At 61.0% G+C, this 20415-nt stretch carries 19 protein-coding genes; 15 read left to right on the top strand and 4 right to left on the bottom strand.

Annotated features, from left to right (window positions below):
• Positions 1 to 48 precede the first annotated feature (48 nt).
• The 5 genes from BLU78_RS04415 to gdhA all read left to right on the top strand — a co-directional run bounded on the left by BLU78_RS04415 (position 49) and on the right by gdhA (position 7439).
• Complete coding sequence (locus tag BLU78_RS04415; protein ID WP_010262858.1) at positions 49 to 2055, top strand: OPT family oligopeptide transporter; 2007 nt, start codon at positions 49 to 51, stop codon at positions 2053 to 2055.
• 19 nt (positions 2056 to 2074) lie between these two features.
• A complete protein-coding gene (gene pepT / locus BLU78_RS04420) occupies positions 2075 to 3292 on the top strand; it encodes a peptidase T (protein WP_010262854.1) in 1218 nt (405 codons plus the stop codon).
• A gap of 11 nt (positions 3293 to 3303) precedes the next feature.
• Entirely contained in the window at positions 3304 to 5229 is a 1926-nt protein-coding gene (locus BLU78_RS04425; RefSeq protein ID WP_010262850.1) for an NAD(+) synthase, read from the top strand.
• Complete coding sequence (locus BLU78_RS04430; RefSeq protein ID WP_010262846.1) at positions 5226 to 5831, top strand: DUF4923 family protein; 606 nt, start codon at positions 5226 to 5228, stop codon at positions 5829 to 5831. Before BLU78_RS04425 ends, BLU78_RS04430 begins: the two co-directional genes overlap by 4 nt.
• Before the next feature lie 252 nt (positions 5832 to 6083).
• Positions 6084 to 7439, top strand: coding sequence for an NADP-specific glutamate dehydrogenase (gene gdhA / locus BLU78_RS04435; RefSeq protein WP_010262843.1), 1356 nt, complete (start codon positions 6084 to 6086; stop codon positions 7437 to 7439).
• A gap of 390 nt (positions 7440 to 7829) precedes the next feature.
• Here gdhA and BLU78_RS04440 read toward each other — a convergent pair whose 3' ends face one another.
• The 3 genes from BLU78_RS04440 to BLU78_RS04450 are packed head-to-tail and all read right to left on the bottom strand — an operon-like array spanning position 7830 to position 9887.
• The gene (locus tag BLU78_RS04440) at positions 7830 to 8621 is read right to left on the bottom strand and encodes a patatin-like phospholipase family protein (protein ID WP_176791119.1); all 792 of its coding nucleotides are present in this window, start codon (positions 8619 to 8621) and stop codon (positions 7830 to 7832) included.
• Positions 8622 to 8626: 5 nt separating this feature from the next.
• Positions 8627 to 9346 carry a DUF169 domain-containing protein gene (locus tag BLU78_RS04445; protein ID WP_010262836.1) on the bottom strand — a complete coding sequence of 240 codons (720 nt, stop codon included), beginning with the start codon at positions 9344 to 9346 and terminating at the stop codon, positions 8627 to 8629.
• A gap of 4 nt (positions 9347 to 9350) precedes the next feature.
• Positions 9351 to 9887, bottom strand: coding sequence for a 5-formyltetrahydrofolate cyclo-ligase (locus BLU78_RS04450; protein ID WP_010262833.1), 537 nt, complete (start codon positions 9885 to 9887; stop codon positions 9351 to 9353).
• Positions 9888 to 10018: 131 nt separating this feature from the next.
• On the opposite strand from BLU78_RS04450, the gene BLU78_RS04455 reads away from it, so the two are divergent.
• The 10 genes from BLU78_RS04455 to BLU78_RS04500 all read left to right on the top strand — a co-directional run bounded on the left by BLU78_RS04455 (position 10019) and on the right by BLU78_RS04500 (position 19260).
• A complete protein-coding gene (locus tag BLU78_RS04455) occupies positions 10019 to 10714 on the top strand; it encodes a succinate dehydrogenase cytochrome b subunit (RefSeq protein ID WP_026020737.1) in 696 nt (231 codons plus the stop codon).
• A gap of 36 nt (positions 10715 to 10750) precedes the next feature.
• Complete coding sequence (locus BLU78_RS04460; protein ID WP_010262825.1) at positions 10751 to 12697, top strand: fumarate reductase/succinate dehydrogenase flavoprotein subunit; 1947 nt, start codon at positions 10751 to 10753, stop codon at positions 12695 to 12697.
• A gap of 38 nt (positions 12698 to 12735) precedes the next feature.
• Entirely contained in the window at positions 12736 to 13479 is a 744-nt protein-coding gene (locus BLU78_RS04465; RefSeq protein WP_010262822.1) for a succinate dehydrogenase/fumarate reductase iron-sulfur subunit, read from the top strand.
• Positions 13480 to 13816: 337 nt separating this feature from the next.
• On the top strand, positions 13817 to 14350 hold the full coding sequence (locus BLU78_RS04470; protein WP_010262819.1) for a PspC domain-containing protein: 534 nt from the start codon (positions 13817 to 13819) through the stop codon (positions 14348 to 14350).
• A gap of 12 nt (positions 14351 to 14362) precedes the next feature.
• The gene (locus BLU78_RS04475; protein WP_010262815.1) at positions 14363 to 14572 is read left to right on the top strand and encodes a PspC domain-containing protein; all 210 of its coding nucleotides are present in this window, start codon (positions 14363 to 14365) and stop codon (positions 14570 to 14572) included.
• A gap of 4 nt (positions 14573 to 14576) precedes the next feature.
• Positions 14577 to 14906, top strand: coding sequence for a PadR family transcriptional regulator (locus BLU78_RS04480; RefSeq protein ID WP_010262813.1), 330 nt, complete (start codon positions 14577 to 14579; stop codon positions 14904 to 14906).
• A 29-nt stretch (positions 14907 to 14935) separates the two neighbouring features.
• Positions 14936 to 15733, top strand: coding sequence for a GIN domain-containing protein (locus tag BLU78_RS04485; RefSeq protein WP_010262810.1), 798 nt, complete (start codon positions 14936 to 14938; stop codon positions 15731 to 15733).
• 21 nt (positions 15734 to 15754) lie between these two features.
• Positions 15755 to 17077: a PspC domain-containing protein gene (locus BLU78_RS04490; RefSeq protein WP_010262807.1), complete on the top strand. Its 1323-nt coding sequence runs from the start codon at positions 15755 to 15757 to the stop codon at positions 17075 to 17077.
• Between the two features lie 173 nt (positions 17078 to 17250).
• Complete coding sequence (gene pfkA / locus BLU78_RS04495) at positions 17251 to 18231, top strand: 6-phosphofructokinase (RefSeq protein WP_010262803.1); 981 nt, start codon at positions 17251 to 17253, stop codon at positions 18229 to 18231.
• Between the two features lie 27 nt (positions 18232 to 18258).
• A complete protein-coding gene (locus BLU78_RS04500; RefSeq protein WP_010262801.1) occupies positions 18259 to 19260 on the top strand; it encodes an adenosine kinase in 1002 nt (333 codons plus the stop codon).
• Positions 19261 to 19291: 31 nt separating this feature from the next.
• On the opposite strand, the gene BLU78_RS04505 is transcribed toward BLU78_RS04500, so the two are convergent.
• Positions 19292 to 20188 carry a glycosyltransferase family 2 protein gene (locus BLU78_RS04505; protein WP_010262797.1) on the bottom strand — a complete coding sequence of 299 codons (897 nt, stop codon included), beginning with the start codon at positions 20186 to 20188 and terminating at the stop codon, positions 19292 to 19294.
• Positions 20189 to 20415: the final 227 nt, after the last annotated feature.

Consider the following 20415-nt stretch of genomic DNA (forward strand, 5'->3'; position numbering starts at 1 on the left):
AAAGACTGCAATTAAATAATGAAGAATTAAAAACTACCGAGACATCCAATGGAGCAGGATAAACAACTCACCTCGCTGCCCGAAAACGCCTACCGCGAACTCAAACCGGGCGAAGAGTACACACCCGTCATGCCGGCCTCGTCGAACCCGAAAGAGGTGACGCCCTATTCGGTCACGATGGGCGTCATTATGGCCATCGTCTTCTCGGCCGCCGCGGCCTTCCTCGGCCTGAAGGTCGGGCAGGTCTTCGAAGCGGCCATTCCCATCGCCATCATCGCCGTAGGCATGGGTTCGGTGCTGGGCAAGAAGAACATGCTGGGACAGAACGTCATCATCCAGTCGATCGGCGCCTCGTCGGGCGTGATCGTCGCCGGAGCGATCTTCACCCTCCCGGCCCTCTACATTCTGGGGCTCGACGCCGCCTTCTGGCAGGTGTTCCTCTCGTCGCTGTTCGGCGGACTGCTGGGCATCGTGCTGCTGATCCCCTTCCGCAAATACTTCGTCAAAGAGATGCACGGCAAATACCCTTTCCCCGAAGCCACGGCGACCACCGAGGTCCTCGTCTCGGGCGAGAAGGGCGGCAACCAGGCCAAACTGCTGGCCGTCGCGGGACTCGTGGGCGGTCTCTATGACTTCGTAGTCGGCACGTTCGGCCTCTGGACCGAGTCGGTCTCGACGCGCATCTGCGAATGGGGCAGCGTCGCCGCCGACAAATTCAAAGTGGTCTTCTCGCTCAACACCTCGGCCGCCGTGCTGGGACTGGGCTACATCATCGGCCTGAAATACGCCATGATCATCACCGCCGGTTCGTGCCTCGTATGGTTCGTGATCGTCCCGGTGGTGGGCTCGCTGGCCGAAGCCGTCGATCCCGCCGCGATGATCTCGCTGCTGGGCGTGACGCGCGCCGACATCCTCGCCGACCCGCAGTCGATCTTCACCGCCGAGAACCTCTTCGCCTTCATCGGCAAACCCATCGGCATCGGCGGCATCGCCATGGCGGGCATCATCGGCATCATCCGCCAGTCGAAGATCATCCGTCAGGCCGTGGGACTGGCGGTTTCGGAATTCGGCGGTAACAAAGGGGGGGGGCTCGCAGCCGTAGAGCGCACGCAGCGCGACCTCTCGATGAAGCGCATCCTCACGATCCTGATCGCCACGCTCGTCTCGATCTTCGTCTTCTTCCACTTCGGGCTTTTGGACGGCTGGGCGCAGTCCGTCACGGCCATCCTGATCGTCTTCGTCATCGCGTTCCTCTTCACGACCGTGGCGGCCAACGCCATCGCCATCGTGGGCACGAATCCCGTTTCGGGCATGACGCTGATGACGCTGATCCTCTCGTCGCTGGTGCTCGTGAGCGTCGGCCTGAGCGGCACGACGGGCATGACCGCCGCGCTGATTATCGGCGGCGTGGTCTGCACGGCCCTGTCGATGGCCGGCGGCTTCATCACCGACCTCAAAATCGGCTACTGGCTGGGCACCACGCCCAAGAAGCAGGAGGCGTGGAAATTCCTCGGCACGTTCGTTGCTGCGGCCACCGTGGCCGGCGTGATGATCATCCTCAACAAATCCTACGGATTCGTGGGCGAAGGTGCGCTGGTGGCCCCGCAGGCCAACGCCATGGCGGCGGTGATCCAACCCCTGATGACCGGCGGGCAGACCCCGTGGATGCTCTACTTCTGCGGTGCGGCGCTGGCGCTGGTGCTCACGTCGATCGGCATTCCGGCCCTGGCGTTCGCGCTGGGCATGTTCATCCCCATGGAGCTGAACGCCCCGCTGGTGGTGGGCGGACTGGTGGCGTGGTTCGTCTCGAACCACTCGAAGGACGAGGGGCTCAACAAAGCCCGCTTCGACCGCGGTACGCTGATCGCCTCGGGCTTCATCGCCGGCGGCGCGCTGATGGGCGTGGTGAGCGCCATCCTGAAATTCGCCGGCGTGAACTGGTTCCTCTCGGGCTGGGCCGCGTCGAACGCCGCCGAATGGGTAGGCCTCACGATGTACCTCGTGCTGATCGGCTACATGGGCTGGCACACCCTGCGGGCCAAAAAGGAAGAGTAACGATTAATCTGCAACGACCATGGATTTGAAAGAACGTTTTCTGAAATACGTATCGTTCGACACGCAGTCGGACGAAAACAGCACCACATTCCCCTCGACCGAGAAGCAGAAGGTCCTCCTGGCGGCCCTGCGCGACGAGATGGAGGCCCTCGGCATGACCGAGGTGACGATGGACCAGTACGGCTATGTGATGGGCACGATCCCCGCCGCGCCGGGGTGCGAGAACGCCCCCGTCATCGGCTTCATCGCCCATGTGGACACCTCGCCCGACATGAGCGGAAAAGACGTAAAGCCCCGCGTGATCGAGGAGTACGACGGCGGCGACATCGCCCTGAACGGCCAACTGACGATGAAGGTTTCGGATTTCCCCGAGCTGGCCTTCTTCAAAGGGCACACGCTGATCCACACCGACGGCACGACGCTGCTGGGCGCCGACGACAAGGCGGGCGTAGCCGAAATCATGACCGCCGCGGAGTACCTCTTGGCGCACCCCGAGGTGAAACACGGAAAAATCCGCATCGGCTTCACCCCCGACGAGGAGGTGGGCCGGGGCGTGGATTTCTTCGATGTGAAGGCTTTCGGCGCCGATTTCGCCTACACGGTCGACGGCGGCATGGAGGGTGAGCTGGAATACGAGAACTTCAACGCCGCGAGCGCCAAGATCGAGATACAGGGCCGCAACGTCCATCCGGGTTACGCCAAGGCGAAGATGATCAACGCCATCGACGTGGCGTGCGAACTGCAAACGCTGCTGCCCGCCGCCGAACGCCCCCAATACACCGAGGGTTACGAAGGTTTCTACCACTGCGTCGGCGTGAACGGCACGGTGGAGAAGGCTTCGCTGAGCTACATCATCCGCGACCACGACGCCGAGAAATTCGAACAGAAGAAGATCTTCATGTGGGCGTGCGTCGACCTGCTGAAAAAGAAATACGGCGACGAGGTCCTGACCCTCACGCTCAAAGACCAGTATTACAACATGCGCAAGATGGTCGAACCGCATCCGCAGGTGATCGACAAGGCGCTCCGGGCGATGGAAATGGCGGAGGTGAAACCCCTCGTGCGGCCCATCCGGGGCGGCACCGACGGCGCACGCCTCTCGTTCATGGGCCTGCCCTGCCCCAACCTCTTCACCGGGGGTATGAATTTTCACGGCAAGTTCGAATACTGCTCGCTCACGACGATGCGCAAGGCCCGGCAGGTGATCCTGAACCTGGCGCAATTGTGGTGCGAATAAAAAGATAACCTATGGACAATTTCGGTTTTCTGAAGGTAGCGGCGGCTGTTCCGCACGTACGGATCGCCGACTGCGACTACAACACCGGGCGCATGGAGGCGCTGGCCGAAGAGGCCGCCCGCCGGGGCGTCGAGATCGTGGCGTTCCCCGAACTGAGCGTGACGGCCTACACGTGCGGCGACCTCGTGCTGCAGCCGACGCTGCTCGACGCGGCCGACGAAGCGCTGGAAAGGCTCGTGCGCGCCACGCGCAAACTCCCCCTCACGCTGATCGCCGGAGCTCCCCTGCGCCACGGATCGGCGCTCTACAACTGCGCCGTGGTCTTCACCCAGGGCAAGGTGCTGGGCGTGGTTCCCAAAACCTATATCCCGAATTACGGCGAATTTTACGAAAACCGCTGGTTCGCCTCGGGAGCCGGGATTTCGGACGAACGCATCGTCGTCGCGGGCCATGAGGCCGATTTCGGCGCCGACCTCACGTTCGAGGTCAACGGCGCGGAATTCGGCATCGAAATCTGCGAGGACCTCTGGACCGCCGTGCCGCCCTCGTCGCAGCTCGCGCTGAACGGCGCGAAGGTGATCTTCAACCTCTCGGCATCGCCCGAGGCGGCGGGCAAGCACGCCTACCTGCGGCAGCTGGTCGCCCAGCAGTCGGCCCGCACGATCGCGGCCTACGTCTACTGCTCGGCGGGCTTCGGCGAATCCACCACCGACCTCGTGTTCGCCGGCAACGGCATCGTCGCCGAGAACGGCACGATCCTGCGCGAAGCCGAACGGTTCTCGCCCGAGGAACAGTTGGTCGTCGCCGACGTGGACATCGAACGGCTGGAGTTCGAACGCCGCCGCAACACCTCGTTCCGCATGAACGAAGCGGCTACGGAGAACACCGTGATCGAAATGGAGATTCCCGAAGGGCTCCGCGGCGTGGTCCTCGACCGCGACATCGACCCGATGCCGTTCGTGCCGAAGGACGAGACGCACCGCAACGAACGCTGCGAGGAGATATTCCGGATACAGTCGCACGGACTGGCGCAGCGAATGGTCCACACACGCGCCGAAAAGGCCGTCATCGGCATCTCGGGCGGACTGGATTCGACCCTCGCGCTGCTCGTGACGGTCCGCACGTTCGATTTCCTGAAAATGGACCGCGCCGGAATCATCGGCATCACGATGCCGGGCTTCGGCACCACCGACCGCACCTACAACAACGCGCTGGAACTGATGCGCGGACTGGGCGTCACGATCCGTGAAATCCCGATCCGCGACGCCTGCACACAGCATTTTCAGGATATCGGCCTCGACCCGACAAACCGTTCGGCAGCTTACGAGAACGCTCAGGCGCGCGAACGCACGCAGATATTGATGGACGTAGCCAACATGGAGGGCGGACTGGTCATCGGCACGGGCGACCTGTCGGAACTGGCGCTCGGCTGGGCGACCTACAACGGCGACCAGATGTCGATGTACGGCGTCAACGCCTCGGTCCCCAAAACGCTGGTGCGCCACCTCGTGAAATGGGCGGCCGATACGGAAAAGGACGCTGCGACGCGCGCCACGCTGCTCGACATCATCGACACGCCGGTCAGCCCCGAACTGCTGCCCGCAGACTGCGACGGCAAAATCGCCCAGAAGACCGAGGACCTCGTGGGTCCCTACGAACTCCACGACTTCTACCTCTACAACTTCCTGCGCGCGGGTTACGGCCCGGCGAAAATCCTGCTGCTGGCCGAACAGGCCTTCGAGGGGAGCTACGACCGCGCCGCGATTCTCAAATGGCTCACGGTCTTCTTCCGCCGCTTCTTCTCCCAGCAGTTCAAACGCTCGGCCATGCCCGACGGCCCGAAAGCGGGTTCGGTGTCGCTCTCGCCCCGCGGCGACTGGCGCATGCCCTCCGACGCCTCGGCGGCGGCATGGCTGCGCGAACTCGAAAACCTATGAAAATGAAAAGACCTATTTTACTTGCAGCATCCCTGCTCCTGCTCGCCGGCACTGCTTCGGCGCAGGACTGGAAGGATGCCCTGAAAAAAGCCGCCACGGCGGCGGCCGACAAAGTCACCGACGGCAAACTCACCCAATACGCGCTGGCAGGCACGTGGAACTACACGGGCCCGGGCGTCAAATTCGCGGGCGAGGACCTCGCTTCGGAGCTCGGCGGTGCGGCCCTCGAGAGTTCGGTCGTCAAACAACTGGAAAAGGTCTATGCGCTGGCCGGAATCAAACCCGGCGCCGGTACGTTCACCTTCGAACGCGACAGCGACGCTTTCTCGGCGACGCTGGGCAAGCACAAACTCACGGGAACCTACGAATACGAAGCCTCGACGCACGTCGTGACGCTCCATTTCGCCAAGGGCAAGATCAATCTGGGATCGGTGCCGGGCCACGCCTATATCAGCGGTACGGAGCTGGTGCTGGTCTTTCCGGTCACCCGGCTCGTGGAGATGATGACCGCCCTCGGCAGCAGGATATCCTCGCTTTCGACGGCCGCCGCCCTGCTGTCGAAATACAAGGACGTCTACGTCGGATTCGCCTTTTCCAAATGACAGGCAGGTGTTTCCGGGAAAAAGGCAAAAAAAATTTGAAAAAAAATTCAATGACGGATTTACAGTGAATCCGTCATTTTTTATTACGAATTTTCAGCCCCGCGGCCCGGCTGCCCCGCAGACAGTAAGCAAATGCGCGGCGCGGGTAAATAAAATATTTTACGAAATTCTTAAAGAAGTTGCAAAACTCGAATGAATGTACTATTTTTAGGGGCGAGAAACGATTACAAACCCCTCAAAATCCATTCGCTTATGAACGAGCAAGTCCAACAGTACGTCGAAGATTTCATGGCCCGGCTCATCGCCCGCAACCCCGGCGAACCGGAGTTCCATCAGGCCGTCCGCGAGGTGGCCGAATCGCTGGCGCCCCACATCGTCGCCAGCCCGATCCTGCAGAAGATGAAGGTGCTGGAACGCATCGCAGAGCCCGAGCGCGTCATCATCTTCCGCGTGCCGTGGCTGAACGACAAAGGCGAAATTGAGATCAACCGCGGCTACCGCATCCAGATGAACAGCGCCATCGGCCCCTACAAGGGCGGCATCCGCTTCCACCCCTCGGTCAACCTCTCGATCCTGAAATTCCTGGCCTTCGAGCAGACCTTCAAAAACAGCCTCACGACCCTCCCGATGGGCGGCGGCAAGGGCGGTTCGGATTTCAACCCCAAGGGCAAATCCGATAACGAAGTGATGCGCTTCTGCCAGTCGTTCATGACCGAGCTGCAACGCCACATCGGCCAGGACACCGACGTTCCGGCCGGCGACATCGGCGTCGGAGGCCGTGAGATCGGCTTCATGTTCGGCCAGTACAAGCGCCTGCGCGACGAGTTCACCGGCACGCTCACCGGCAAGGGCCGCGACTGGGGCGGCAGTCCGCTGCGTCCCGAAGCCACGGGCTACGGAACGTGCTACTTCGCCCAAGAGATGCTCGCCACGCGCAACGACTCGTTCGAGGGCAAGACCGTCTGCATTTCGGGCTCGGGCAATGTCGCCCAATATGCCTGCCAGAAGGCCACCGAACTCGGCGCCAAGGTCGTGACGCTCTCCGACTCGTCGGGCTACATCCACGATCCCGAAGGCATCAGCCCCGAGAAACTGGATTACGTCATGGAGCTGAAGAACGTCTTCCGCGGCCGCATCAAAGAGTACGCCGAGAAATACCCGTCGGCCACCTACTACCCCGGCGAGCGTCCGTGGGGCGTGAAGTGCGACATCGCCATGCCGTGCGCCACACAGAACGAACTGAACGGCGACGAAGCGCAGGCGTTGGTCGACAACGGCTGCATCTGCGTCGCCGAGGGAGCCAACATGCCCTCGACTCCCGATGCCATCCGCATTTTCCAACAGCACAAGCTGCTCTATGCCCCGGGCAAGGCGGCCAACGCCGGCGGCGTGGCTACCTCGGGACTCGAAATGACCCAGAACTCGATGCGCCTCACCTGGTCGCCCGAGGAGGTCGATGCGAAGCTGAAATCCATCATGCAGAACATCCACTCGGTCTGCGTGCACTATGGAACCCAGCCCGACGGCTATGTCAACTACGTCGTGGGCGCCAACATCGGCGGCTTCATGAAGGTTGCCAACGCCATGCTGGCACAGGGCTGCGTTTAACCGCCCGGCCGGGAGTTCCCGGCTCCGAAAAACCACACCCCGAAAGCCGTTCCGGCTTTCGGGGTGTTTTCGTGATGCCGCGCGGCCAATCGCCTGTTAAGGCGGATCGCGTACGCAAAAAAGAGGCTCGCCGGGACAAAAAAGGCATGTCCTCTCAGTCTTTCAGGCGCACCCATATCACATTCGGACAAAGGTGTTGCAGTTACCGAAAGTTTATTTATCTTTGCCGCACAAGCAAATCGGGCAATGCCGGGAGGCACGCCCTGCTTTTTTTTCGATTCTTGCGACGGCCCTAAAAAATCTGTGTGAAGTTGCGTCACTACTCTTTGAATTCTTCAAAACGGGCCGTCGCAACTTTTTCTATCCCGACCAACAAAAATCCTGCCATTTTCAGGCTTCGGCCAACATGTGCTCGAGCGCCGCGCGCGTCGCCATGCGCCCCGCCTCGATCAACTCCTTCGAACGGTAAAATTCGAAGATGCCGTAACTGTCGGCGGGCATCTCGACCAGAATGTCGGGCTTGTGGAGCCGGCACATCAGTTGGGTGATGTGCTGCTGCATGATCTCCGACGAAGCGATCAGCACCTTGTAGTAATTGAGCGAAACCCGGGTCTTCGGCACAGGAGCCCCGAACGGGGCGCTGACATCCACGGCTACCAGCATGTCGCCCTCCTCGCGGCGCACCCGGTTCAGCGGCAGCGGGTTGACCGTTCCGCCGTCGATCAACACCTGCCCGTTGCGACGCACGGGTTTGAAGACCGAAGGGATCGAGATCGAGGCCCGGATGGCATCGTACAGCCCGCCGCGTTCCAGCACCACCTCGCGGCCCGTGAGCAGGTCGGCCGCCACGGCGGCGAACGGAACGGGCATCTTCTCGATCTTCACGTCCGGAACCAGCTCTTTCATGGCTTTCATCACCCGGTCGCCTTTGACCAGTCCTTCGGTGCTCAGCGCGAAATCCACCAGGCTGAAAACCTTGTATTTGTCGAGCGCGCACAGCCACTCTTTAAACGGTTCGAGGTGCCCCGAGGCATAGACGCCGCCGACCAGTGCGCCCATCGACGTACCGGCGACGGCGCTGATCTCAAAACCCTGACTTTCCAACTCCTCGATCGCTCCGATATGGGCCACGCCGCGCGCTCCGCCGCCGGCCAGCACCAGCGCCGCTTTTCTTTTCTTCATATAGTTCATTTATTAATACGGTCCCGAACCTTGTTCCAGGCGTGGGTACCGAACAGACAACTTGCACGCATCGTGCCGCACATCTCACGCATGCGCGACATCGGCACAACCAGGCTCAGCACCGACTCCCCGACCCACGGACGCACCGAGGGGTCGAACAGCCCCAGAAAGACGCTGCGGCCACCCCGGCGGTTCTCCACGACGGCCTGCGTCACGACGGCGCTGCATCCCGATCCGAAGGGCGCGCGCACGGCGTCGTCGGCGTTGTTGTCGTACGAGGCCCACGACACCAGCCCCGACAGCACGTCGGGCGTGGCGAAAAACAGCGCCCCTTCGGCCCGGCCGAAGGCTTCAATGCCCGCATCGGTGTCGATGCGCGCAAAGTTGAGCCATGCCCCGGAAGCCTCCGGAATACCCAGCCGGTCGATAAATTCCAGCACCATCTCGGGCGTCTGTTTGTAATGCTCCTTCTGCGACACGAAAGTCGGCACGAACGGCGGCATCGGGGTAAACCCGGCGTAGAACTTTCCGCCCCCGCAGCCGATGTTCCCGGCATTGAGGCTTACCGGCAGCCCTTGTCCGGCCTCGGCAAGCGCTTTGAAAAAGCACCCCTCGACCTTGGGGACCGCCCGCACGGGCTCCTCCGAATACCAGAACAGCAGCGGCAGCTGCGCCGCCGGCCCGAACGCCTCCGCGTAGGCGGCGGCAAACTCTTTTGCATCCATATAATCAATCCGTTACTACGTAATCCATCGCCACATCATGCGGCTCCGAGGGCAGTTCCCCGACCAACTGGTGGGCAAAGCAAACGCCGATCTTCACGGCATGCACCTCCGGCTGCGAAAGGTATTTGTCGTAATAACCGCGCCCGCGGCCCATCCGGGCCCCTGCGGCGGTGAACGCCGTGCCGGGAACGATCACCAAATCCAACTCCTGCGGTTCGCACTCCGGCGCCTCCGGACCCGGCTCGGCGATGCCGAAAGCCCCCGGGCGCATCGTCCGGGGATCGTATGCATAAAACCGCATCACGTCGCCCTCGACGCGCGGCACGGCCAGCCGTTTGCCGGCGGCGGACCACCGCGCCAGCGCTTCCGACGTGTCCGGTTCGTCGGCCAGCGAGCAGAAAACACCCACCGTGCGGGCCCGCGCGAAAGCCTCCAGCCGCCCGATGCGTCCGAAAATCCGCCCCGACGCCGCGGCACGCTCCGACGGAGTGATTCCGAGGTTCTTTCGGCGCATCGCGGCGCGCAGTTCTTTTTTGGTCATAAAACCCTCCTTTCAGGCATAAAATTCCCGTCCGTTTTCATTGTTATTCCGCAAACAATGGCTATCTTTGCGCGTAAATTTGAACATACCGGAACACAAACTATCACAAATATAAACAAATTAAAATCATTATGAGCTGTTTTCTATCTAATTCCTCGCTCGGCAAGAAGTTAGTCATGAGTGTTACGGGGGCGTTCCTCGTGCTCTTCATCCTCTTCCACATGTCGATGAACATCACGGCGATCATCTCGCCCGAGGCGTACAACATGATCTGCGCATTACTCGGCGCGAACTGGTACGCGCTGGCAGGTACGGCCGTGCTGGCGCTGGGCGTTCTGGTCCACTTCATCTACGCCGTCATCCTCACGCTGAACAACTACAAGGCGCGCGGATCGCAGCGTTATGCCGTAACGGTGCAGGAGCCGGGCGTAGCCTGGGCTTCGAAGAACATGCTCGTACTGGGCTTCATCATCCTGGGCGGCCTGCTGATCCACCTCTTCAACTTCTGGTCGAAGATGCAGCTCGTGGAGATCATGGGCGGACACGTCAACTCGCTGGGATACAGCCCCGCCGACGGCGCCGCGCTGATCGCCTACACCTTCTCGAAATGGTATTACGTGGTGATCTACCTCGTGTGGTTCTTCGCCCTGTGGTTCCACCTCACGCACGGCGTATGGTCGATGTTCCAGACCGTGGGATGGGCTAACGACACGTGGTATCCCCGCCTGAAATGCATCGCCAACATCGTGGCCACGATCGTATTCCTCGGCTTCGCCGCAGTGGTGCTCGTCTATTTCTTCTGCCCCTGCATCGCAGGCGTATGCTAATCATCCCTTTTTGAGAACAATAAACACACAAACGATATGGCTTTTAAATTAGATGCTAAGATTCCTGCCGGGGCTCTCGCCGAAAAGTGGAGCAACCACAAGACGGCCATCAAGGTCGTAAGTCCCGCCAACAAGCGCAAACTCGACATCATCATCATCGGTACGGGTCTGGGAGGCGCCTCCGCAGCCGCTTCGCTCGGCGAACTGGGCTACAACGTCAAGGTGTTCTGCATCCAGGACTCGCCCCGCCGCGCACACTCGATCGCAGCCCAGGGCGGCATCAACGCCGCCAAGAACTACCAGAACGACAACGACTCGGTCTACCGGCTCTTCTACGATACGATCAAAGGCGGCGACTACCGCGCCCGTGAGGCCAACGTCTACCGTCTGGCCGAGGTCGCCAACCTCATCATCGACCAGTGCGTCGGTCAGGGCGTTCCCTTCGCCCGCGAATACGGCGGCCTGCTGGCCAACCGTTCGTTCGGCGGCGCGCAGGTATCGCGCACCTTCTACGCCCGCGGCCAGACGGGCCAGCAACTCCTGCTGGGCGCCTACGCGGCCCTCAACAAAGAGATCGCAGCCGGTTCGGTGAAGAGCTACCCGCGCCACGAGATGCTGGACATCGTCATCGAGGACGGCGAGGCAAAGGGCATCATCGCCCGCAACCTCGTGACGGGCGAAATCGAGCGCCACGGCGCACACGCCGTCGTGATCGCCACGGGCGGCTACGGCAACGTCTTCTTCCTCTCGACCAACGCCATGGCTTCGAACGGCTCGGCCGCATTCCAGTGCTACCGCAAGGGCGCCGGCTTCGCCAACCCCTGCTTCACGCAGATCCACCCCACCTGCATCCCCGTACACGGCGACCAGCAGTCGAAGCTGACGCTGATGTCCGAGTCGCTGCGCAACGACGGCCGCATCTGGGTTCCCAAGAAGCTCGAGGACGTGAAAGCCATCCGCGCCGGCAAACTCAAACCCTCGCAGATCGCCGAGGAGGACCGCGACTACTACCTGGAGCGCCGTTACCCGGCCTTCGGTAACCTCGTGCCGCGCGACGTGGCTTCGCGCGCCGCCAAGGAGCGCTGCGACGCAGGCTTCGGCGTGAACGAGACCGGTCTGGCCGTATACCTCGATTTCAAAACCGCCATTGCGCGTCTGGGCAAGGATATCATCAAACAGCGTTACGGCAACCTCTTCGACATGTACGAGGAGATCACCGACGTAAGCCCCTACGAGGAGCCGATGCAGATTTTCCCCGCCGTGCACTACACGATGGGCGGCATCTGGGTCGACTACAACCTGATGACCACCATCCCGGGCCTCTACGCCATCGGCGAGGCCAACTTCTCGGACCACGGCGCCAACCGTCTGGGCGCTTCGGCGCTGATGCAGGGTTTGGCGGACGGCTATTTCGTACTGCCCTACACCATCGGCGATTACCTCTCGCACAAGATTCAGGCTCCGAAGGTGAAGACCGACACCAAGGCCTTCGACGAAGCCGAGAAGGGCGTGAAGGAGAAGATCGCCAAACTGCTCTCGATCAACGGCAAGCAGTCGGTGGACGACATCCACAAGAAGCTGGGTCACATCATGTGGGAGAACGTCGGCATGGCCCGCACGAAAGAGTCCCTCGAAAAGGCCATCGTCGAGATTCAGGCGCTCCGCAAGGAGTTCTGGAAAGATGTGAAGGTCGTAGGCCGCGAGAACGACTTCAACGTCGAACTCGAGAAGGCGCTGCGTCTGGCCGACTTCCTCGAACTGGGCGAACTGATGGCCCGCGACGCCCTCAACCGCGAGGAGTCGTGCGGCGGCCACTTCCGCTCGGAGCACCAGACCGAGGAGGGCGAGGCCAAGCGTGACGACGAGAACTTCGTATATGCCGCCGTATGGGAATACAAGGGCATGGACGAGGCTCCGGAGCTCACCAAAGAGCCCCTGAACTTCGAGTTCGTGCACCCCGCACAGCGCAACTACAAAGACTAAGGCCATTTGACGTTGAACTTTAATATCGAATCGAAACTATGAATTTTACATTAAAGATATGGCGTCAAAAGGACGCTAAATCCAAGGGGGCGTTCGAGAGCTACAAGGTGGAGAACATCTCGGCCGACACCTCGTTCCTCGAAATGCTCGACATCCTGAACAACAACCTCATCCACGAGGGCAAGGAGCCCGTGGCATTCGACCACGACTGCCGCGAAGGTATCTGCGGCATGTGCTCGCTGCACATCGACGGACAGGCCCACGGACCCAGCCAGGGCGCCACGACCTGCCAGATTTACATGCGCAAGTTCCGCGACGGCGCAACGATCACCATCGAGCCGTGGCGCTCGGCGGCGTTCCCCGTCATCAAAGACCTCGTGGTGAACCGCTCGGCTTACGACCAAATTCTGCAGGCCGGAGGTTTCATCTCGGTGCGCACGAACTCGGTGCCCGACGCCAACGCCATTCCGATCCCGCAGGCCGATGCCGAGGAGTCGATGGACGCCGCCGCCTGCGTAGGCTGCGGAGCCTGCGCCGCGACCTGCAAGAACGGTTCGGCCATGCTGTTCGTCGCCGCCCGCGTGTCGTCATTGGCCAAGCTGCCCCAGGGCCGCGTGGAGGGCGCCCGCCGCGCCAAGGCGATGGTCGCCAAAATGGACGAGCTGGGCTTCGGCAACTGCACCAACACGGGAGCCTGCCAGGCCGAGTGCCCCAAGCAGATTTCCATCGCGCATATCGCCCGTCTGAACCGCGAGTTCCTTTCGGCAAAGTTCGAGGACTAACGACCGCCGAAGGAGATAAAACCAAGGGCCGGACGCAATGTCCGGCCCTTTTCTTGTAAAGAAACCACCAGTCTGCTTCTTCAGGCAGGTCGTCGAAAAGCGCAGCTATCGACCGCATTTACCCAGCCATGCCGCCAACCCGATGGACATCACGCTGAAATGGAAGAAATCGCCGGCCCGCACGTCGGGCAAATTCCCCGCTTTATATATTAGGTATTCATTTTTTTGAAAAAATCCAGTACTTTGTATTGCATAATACTAAAACTTGTATTATATTTGCATTATCAAAATAGTAGGAATCGCAAAACATTCAACAGCGACAACACTTTATACGACTATGAAAGAGACTGTAAACGCGAACATCGGCTCCATGGCATTCACCCTCGACGAAGACGCCTACCGGGTGCTGGGCAGCTATTTCGACGACATCCGCCGCCGTCTGCCCGAAGGCGATGCCGAAACGATGGGCGATATCGAGGCGCGTGTGGCGGAGATTTTCCGCGAAAAGGTCGCATCGCCCATGCGGGTCATCACGCTCGACGTGGTTCGTGCGACGATGGAGCAGATGGGCTCCCCGGCCGATTTCGGAGAACCCCGCGACGCTGCGCAGTCCGGGGCCGAGAACGAGGTTCCCGGGGAGGAACCGACCGAAGCAACGCCCCGCAAACTCTACCGTTCACGCACGGAGCGTTCGATCGCCGGCATCTGCGGCGGACTGGCCGCCTATTTCGACGCCGACCCGACGATGATCCGCCTCGTGATGCTGCTGCTGATCCTCTTCGGAGGCCTCTCGATCTGGGCCTACATCATCCTCTGGATCGTCATTCCCGAGGAACCCGCCCGTAAATTCAACATCCACCGCAACCGATAAAAAACGACAAATATGGCAACGAACGACAACAGGCGGTTATTCCGCTCGCAAGACAGCATCATCGCCGGCGTCTGCGCCGGACTGGCCGAGTATTTCGGACTCGACACCTCGCTGGTACGCATCGCAACCCTGATCCTGATCCTCTTCGGAGGACTCTCGCTCTGGATTTACATCATCCTCTGGCTGATCGTCCCGAAGGCTCCCAAAAGGTTAAACGCATAGCAACATGGCCGAAGACAACGTAAAAGCGCAGATGCGCAAAGGAATCCTGGAGTACTGCATCCTCGCCATTCTCTCCCGCGAGGACTCGTATGCTCCGAAGATCATCGCCGAGCTCAAGCAGGCGGAGATGATCGTAGTCGAGGGTACGCTCTACCCGATCCTCACCCGGCAGAAAAACGCCGGGCTGCTGACCTACCGCTGGGAAGAGTCGCCGCAGGGGCCGCCCCGCAAGTACTACACGCTCACGGAAAAAGGCCGCGACTACCTCGCAACGCTCGATGAGACGTGGGACGAACTCGTCGGACAAATCCGGCTTATCCGCCACGGAAAATAACGCACGATTAACCCTATAAACCATACACCATGAAAAAGATTCTGCTGATAGCCGTCCTGATCGGAGCCATGTTCTCCGTAAGCGCCTATGTCGTCTGCATTGCGGCGCCACTGCTGGGCAAGAGCATCAAAGGCAGCGGCAATATCGTCTCGAAAAACATCGAGGCCCCCGATTTCAATGCCGTCGACGCTTCACGCGCCGTGAAAGTCATCATCTCGGCCGAGGCGTCGGACATCCGCATCGAGGCCGACGACAACCTGATCGACCTGGTCGTCGCCAAAGCCAAGGGAAAGACCCTCGAAGTGACCCTCGACCAAAAGGCGAACAACCTCCAGAACGCCAGCATCACGGTAACCGTCCCGGCCAACGGCGGCAACATCCGCTCGCTCAAAGCCTCGAGCGCCTCGAAGATCACGAGCGACGTGACGCTCCGGGCCGACAGATTCACGATCGACGCTTCGAGCGCCGCCAAGATCAAAGCCGCAGTAGAGGCTGCTTCATGCTCCATCGACGCTTCGAGCGCATCGAAAGTCAGTGCGGAAGTGAAGGCCACGACCTGCACGGTCGACGCCTCGAGCGCCTCGAAGATCGAGCTCGAGGGGTCGACCGAGAGCCTTTCGGCCGATCTGAGCTCGGCATCGAAACTCGACGCGGCCAAACTCACCGCCGTCAACGCCGCGGTCAGCGCGTCGAGCGCCTCCAAAGCCGAGATTGCCTGCAGCGGGCAACTCACGGCCGAGGCATCGAGCGGCTCGTCGATCCGATACACGGGCGACTGCCGGACCTCGCTGAGCAAATCGAGCGGCGGCAGCATCCGCAAGAACTAATACCCGAAGCACCCGACAACCATGAAAGAGGTAAAAAAATGCAGCATATCGGGCGTGGCGTTCACGATGGACACCGACGCCTACGAGGCCCTCGAAGCCTATCTCGACAGCCTGAAAAAGAGCTATAAGGACACGGCCGACGGCGCGGAGATCGTCGCCGACATCGAGGCCCGCATCGCCGAGCTGATCCTCTCGGCGCAGGACAACACGCGCGTCGTGGAGAAGCCCCTGATCCTGAACATCATCCAGCAGATGGGCTCCGCCGAGGACATCTCCGACCAGAACGCCGACCGCGACCTGCACTGCGACACGCCGCGCATCCCCCGCCGCCTTTACCGCGACACGGAAAACGCCAAGCTGGGCGGCGTCTGCGCCGGCATCGGCAAATATTTCGACATCGACCCCGTGTGGGTGCGGCTCGGGCTGTTCCTGCCGCTGCTGCTCACGTGCTTCGGATGGATTCCTTTCCTGCACTGGTTCAGCCCGATGTTCGGCAACCTGTTTGGCATCTTCCTGATCTGTTATTTCATCATGTGGTTCGCCGTCCCGGCGCCCCGCACGGCACGACAGAAGCTCGAAATGAACGGCGAGAAGATCACTGCGCAGTCCATCGGCGACGTCACCTCGGCCACGGCCTGCGCCGACCCCGACGCCCGGGCCAAACCGATCATCGCCGAGGCGGTCTCGGTCTTCGGCAAGGTCGTGCTCATCCTGCTGAAAATCTTCGCCGGATTCCTTGTCTTCGGGCTTATCATGGGCGCCTGCGCCCTGATTATCGGGCTTTTCGCCGTCATCGTCGGCGGGGAGAGTCTCTTCGCACCCGAAATCCTGGGCAGCACCGTCTCGATCTGGGTGGCAAGCCTCGGCATACTGGCGGGACTGATCCCGCTGATCCTGCTGATCTACGTACTGATGTGCCTGATCGCCTCGCGCAAACCCGGCGGCAAAACCGTCCTGGCCATCTTCCTCCTATGGCTCGCCACGATCATCGCCGTATCGTGCGTGGCGATCCGCGAGAACGTCGGCGACAAATTCCGCAAGAGGCGCGACGCCATCGAACAGGTGTTCCGGAGCGAGATCGTCATCGACGGCGACACCACGACGCTGGAGCGCCTGCTCGAAGACTACGACGACGAGAGCGTGATCGAGGAGGGCCGCAAGACCCTGCATATCGCCGTACCCTCGAAGTCGATCGACATCACCGTCGACAAGAAACAGGGACGCCTGCGGGTCAACGCCGACGGCAAGGAGGTCTCGGTCCAGGCCGGGGAAAAGGACGGAAAAGCCTCGGTGAACATCACCGCCGGGGAACAGACCGACTCCGTAACCGAAGCAGCGGAATAACCGCAAGCAGCAATTAAAATAAAAAGTTTTTTCGGCGCAGGGCGGATTCTTCGGAGTCCGCCTTTCGTTTGGAATCCGATTTGCTCCGCAGCGGGAATTATTAATTAATAATTTTTAATTCTAAATTAGAATCACTACCTTTGGAAGGTTTTGTCTTAAACGCAAAAGAGAGTATGGCCGGAATCAAAAGCATCGGCATCCTGACCTCGGGCGGCGACGCCCCGGGCATGAATGCCGCAATACGCGCGGTGACGCGCAGCGCGATCTTCAACGGATTCTCCGTGAAGGGAATCATGCGCGGATACAAGGGTCTCGTGTTCAACGAGATCGTCGAATTCAAATCGCAAAGCGTCAGCAACATCATCCAGTTGGGCGGCACGATCCTCAAAACGGCGCGCAGCCAGGAGTTCACGACTCCCGAGGGACGCAAAGCCGCCTACGACAACATGGTTGCCGCGGGGATCGACGCGCTGGTGGTGATCGGCGGCGACGGTTCGCTGACCGGAGCGGGCATCTTCGCCGAGGAGTTCAACGTGCCGATCGTGGGACTTCCCGGCACGATCGACAACGACCTCGGGGGAACCGATTCGACGATCGGTTACGACACGGCGCTGAACACCATCATGGAGGCGGTCGACAAACTGCGCGACACGGCATCGAGCCACGAACGGTTGTTCTTCGTCGAGGTGATGGGCCACACGGCGGGCTATCTGGCGCTCAACAGCGCCATCGCCACGGGTTCCGAAGCGGCGATCATCCCGGAGATGGAGACCGAGGTCGACCAGTTGGCCGAACTCATCAACCACGGCTTCCGCAAAAGCAAGAACTCGGCGATCGTGATCGTCGCGGAGAACCCCAAGACGGGCGGCGCCACGGCGCTGGCCGAGCGTGTGAAGAAGGAGTTCCCGCAGTACGACGCCCGTGTGACGATTCTGGGCCACATCCAGCGCGGCGGCTCGCCGACGGCCGTGGACCGCATCCTCGCTTCGCGCATGGGCGAGGCTGCCATCGAGGCCATCCTCGACGGACAGCGCAACGTGATGATCGGCACGATGAACGGCAAGATCGTCTACGTGCCTTTCGCCAAGGCCGTGAAACACGACAAAGGCATCGACCGCGGCGCGCTGGACCTGGTAAAGATACTGTCGATATAGGAACCGAAAACACCCGAACTCAAGCAAATGAAACGCGTCATCGGCATCGGCAACGCCCTTACGGACATGCTGGTCAACCTGAAAACCGACTCCGTACTGGGGAGGTTCAAATTAGCCAAAGGCTCGATGAGCCTCGTGGACACCAAACTGCAGACCGAGATTTCGAAATCGGTGGCAGGACTCCCCTATTCGCTCTCGCTCGGCGGATCGGCCGGCAACACCATCCGGGCCATGGCGCAGCTGGGCAGCAGCGTCGGATTCATCGGCAAGGTGGGCCCCGACACCACGGGCGATTTCTTCGTGCAGGCGTTGGACAACCTCGGCATCGAGCCGGTCATCTTCCGCGGCAGGGAGCGTTCGGGCAAATGCGTGTCGCTGATCTCCGCCGACGGCGAGCGCACGATGGTCACCCATTTGGGCGCGGCGCTGGAACTCTCGGCCCCGGAAATCGAGCCGGCAATCTTCGAAGGCTACGACTGCCTCTACGTCGAGGGGTATCTGGTGCAGAACCACGAACTGATCCTCAAAGCCGCCCGCACGGCCAAGGAGTGCGGGCTGAAGGTCGCCATCGACCTGGCAAGTTTCAATATCGTCGCCGAAAACCTCGAATTCCTGCGCGGACTGGTGCGCGACTATGTGGACATCGTCTTCGCCAACGAGGACGAAGCCAAGACCTTCACCTGCGAGGGCGAGCCGCTGAACGCCCTGCAGGCCATCTCGAAGCTGTGCGAGCTGGCCGTGGTCAAAATCGGCATCAAAGGGGCGCTTATCAAACAGGGCGACGAGGTCGTGCACGTCGGCATCATGGCCGCGGCCAGGCGCGTGGACACCACCGGAGCCGGAGACTTTTACGCCGCGGGATTCCTCGCGGGGCTCTGCGACGGGCTTTCGCTCCGCCAGTGCGGGACGATCGGCGCCATCACCGCCGGCAAGGTGATCGAGGTCGTGGGCACGACCTTCGGCGAGGAGGGCTGGAAGGACATTCACCGGCTGGTGAACAAAGTCAAAAACGAAAAATACCTCTTCTGATACGAAAACCGCAGCCGAAAGCTGCGGTTTTTCATTTTATCTTCGAAAACAAACCCCGGCTGATCTCGCGGCGCATGCGCAGCAGCCAGACCGACCTGCGGGGCGGCATCGTCAGGCACAGGGCGAATGTCGCCGCCCATTTGGCCAGTTCGAGCAGGTAAGTCTTCGGCAGCCGGCGGTGGATCTGCGCCCGGAGCCGCTGACTGACCCCGACATTATAACTCAGCCTCCGGAAATAGGCTTCGGTAAGTTTCGCGGGCGGGATGATGTGCCACATCACGGCATCCGGCACGTACCAAATCGTTTCGCCGCCCGCAAGGAGCCGTTCGAAAAAGTCGTTCTCCTCGCCGCCGATCAGCTCGCCGTTCACACGCCCCAATGTAGGGTCGAATCCTCCGTAACCCGCCAGTCCGGAACGCCGGAACGCCATGTTGCCGCCCCCCGGAACCCGTCCCGCAGGGAACGGACGCACCTCGGGACCGAAGTCCATCGGATTGGCGATCGGCATCTCGACATATTTCGACATCCAGCCGGGACGCCCCTTCGGATATTCGGCGACGATACGCCCCCCGGCCACGACGGCCTCGGGATGTGCGTCGAAAAAGTCGAGGTAGGCGCGCAGGAATCCCGGATTCACCCGTTCGTCGTCGTCGATGAAAGCCACCAGCGGCGCCCTGGCCTCCTGCAGCCCCCGGTTACGGGCATACGACACGCCGGGCCCCTCCTCCGTGACGAGCCGCAGGGTGATGCCCGGATGCGTCTCGGCGAAGTTCCCGAAGCACATCACGGTATTGTCCGTGGAGTTGTTGTTCACCACCACGCATTCCCACACATGCGGCGGCAGGTTTTGGCGCACGACGGATTCGAGCGCCGCGATAAGCTGTGCGGCACGGTTATGGGTGGGGATAACGAGCGATATCCGAATCATTGTGCGAATATACTGATTTTCCGCAAAAAACCGTATCTTTACATCCGAATTAAACGCGTTACGACTATGTACAAACTGATTCGCAGCCTGCTGCCGGTCGTTGCGGCGTTCCTCGCCGTGACAGCCGGAGCGCAGAACGCCGCCTGGAAAAGCACGGTGGAGCCCCTCGGGGACAACGCCTACCGCATCGTGCTCGAAGCGTCGATTCCACAACCCTATCACATGTA

The organism is Alistipes timonensis JC136, from assembly GCF_900107675.1.
GTDB lineage: Bacteria > Bacteroidota > Bacteroidia > Bacteroidales > Rikenellaceae > Alistipes > Alistipes timonensis.

Bases quoted from the DNA above. Each gene is read 5' to 3' on its own strand.
- BLU78_RS04485 (WP_010262810.1), top strand. From the start codon at position 14,936: ATGAAAAAGATTCTGCTGATAGCCGTCCTGATCGGAGCCATGTTCTCC.
- BLU78_RS04505 (WP_010262797.1), bottom strand. From the start codon at position 20,188: ATGATTCGGATATCGCTCGTTATCCCCACCCATAACCGTGCCGCACAG.
- BLU78_RS04415 (WP_010262858.1), top strand. From the start codon at position 49: ATGGAGCAGGATAAACAACTCACCTCGCTGCCCGAAAACGCCTACCGC.
- BLU78_RS04440 (WP_176791119.1), bottom strand. From the start codon at position 8,621: ATGAAGAAAAGAAAAGCGGCGCTGGTGCTGGCCGGCGGCGGAGCGCGC.
- BLU78_RS04460 (WP_010262825.1), top strand. From the start codon at position 10,751: ATGGCTTTTAAATTAGATGCTAAGATTCCTGCCGGGGCTCTCGCCGAA.
- BLU78_RS04480 (WP_010262813.1), top strand. From the start codon at position 14,577: ATGGCCGAAGACAACGTAAAAGCGCAGATGCGCAAAGGAATCCTGGAG.
- BLU78_RS04470 (WP_010262819.1), top strand. From the start codon at position 13,817: ATGAAAGAGACTGTAAACGCGAACATCGGCTCCATGGCATTCACCCTC.
- BLU78_RS04450 (WP_010262833.1), bottom strand. From the start codon at position 9,887: ATGACCAAAAAAGAACTGCGCGCCGCGATGCGCCGAAAGAACCTCGGA.
- BLU78_RS04445 (WP_010262836.1), bottom strand. From the start codon at position 9,346: ATGGATGCAAAAGAGTTTGCCGCCGCCTACGCGGAGGCGTTCGGGCCG.
- BLU78_RS04500 (WP_010262801.1), top strand. From the start codon at position 18,259: ATGAAACGCGTCATCGGCATCGGCAACGCCCTTACGGACATGCTGGTC.
- BLU78_RS04465 (WP_010262822.1), top strand. From the start codon at position 12,736: ATGAATTTTACATTAAAGATATGGCGTCAAAAGGACGCTAAATCCAAG.
- gdhA (WP_010262843.1), top strand. From the start codon at position 6,084: ATGAACGAGCAAGTCCAACAGTACGTCGAAGATTTCATGGCCCGGCTC.
- BLU78_RS04475 (WP_010262815.1), top strand. From the start codon at position 14,363: ATGGCAACGAACGACAACAGGCGGTTATTCCGCTCGCAAGACAGCATC.
- pfkA (WP_010262803.1), top strand. From the start codon at position 17,251: ATGGCCGGAATCAAAAGCATCGGCATCCTGACCTCGGGCGGCGACGCC.
- pepT (WP_010262854.1), top strand. From the start codon at position 2,075: ATGGATTTGAAAGAACGTTTTCTGAAATACGTATCGTTCGACACGCAG.
- BLU78_RS04430 (WP_010262846.1), top strand. From the start codon at position 5,226: ATGAAAATGAAAAGACCTATTTTACTTGCAGCATCCCTGCTCCTGCTC.
- BLU78_RS04455 (WP_026020737.1), top strand. From the start codon at position 10,019: ATGAGCTGTTTTCTATCTAATTCCTCGCTCGGCAAGAAGTTAGTCATG.
- BLU78_RS04425 (WP_010262850.1), top strand. From the start codon at position 3,304: ATGGACAATTTCGGTTTTCTGAAGGTAGCGGCGGCTGTTCCGCACGTA.
- BLU78_RS04490 (WP_010262807.1), top strand. From the start codon at position 15,755: ATGAAAGAGGTAAAAAAATGCAGCATATCGGGCGTGGCGTTCACGATG.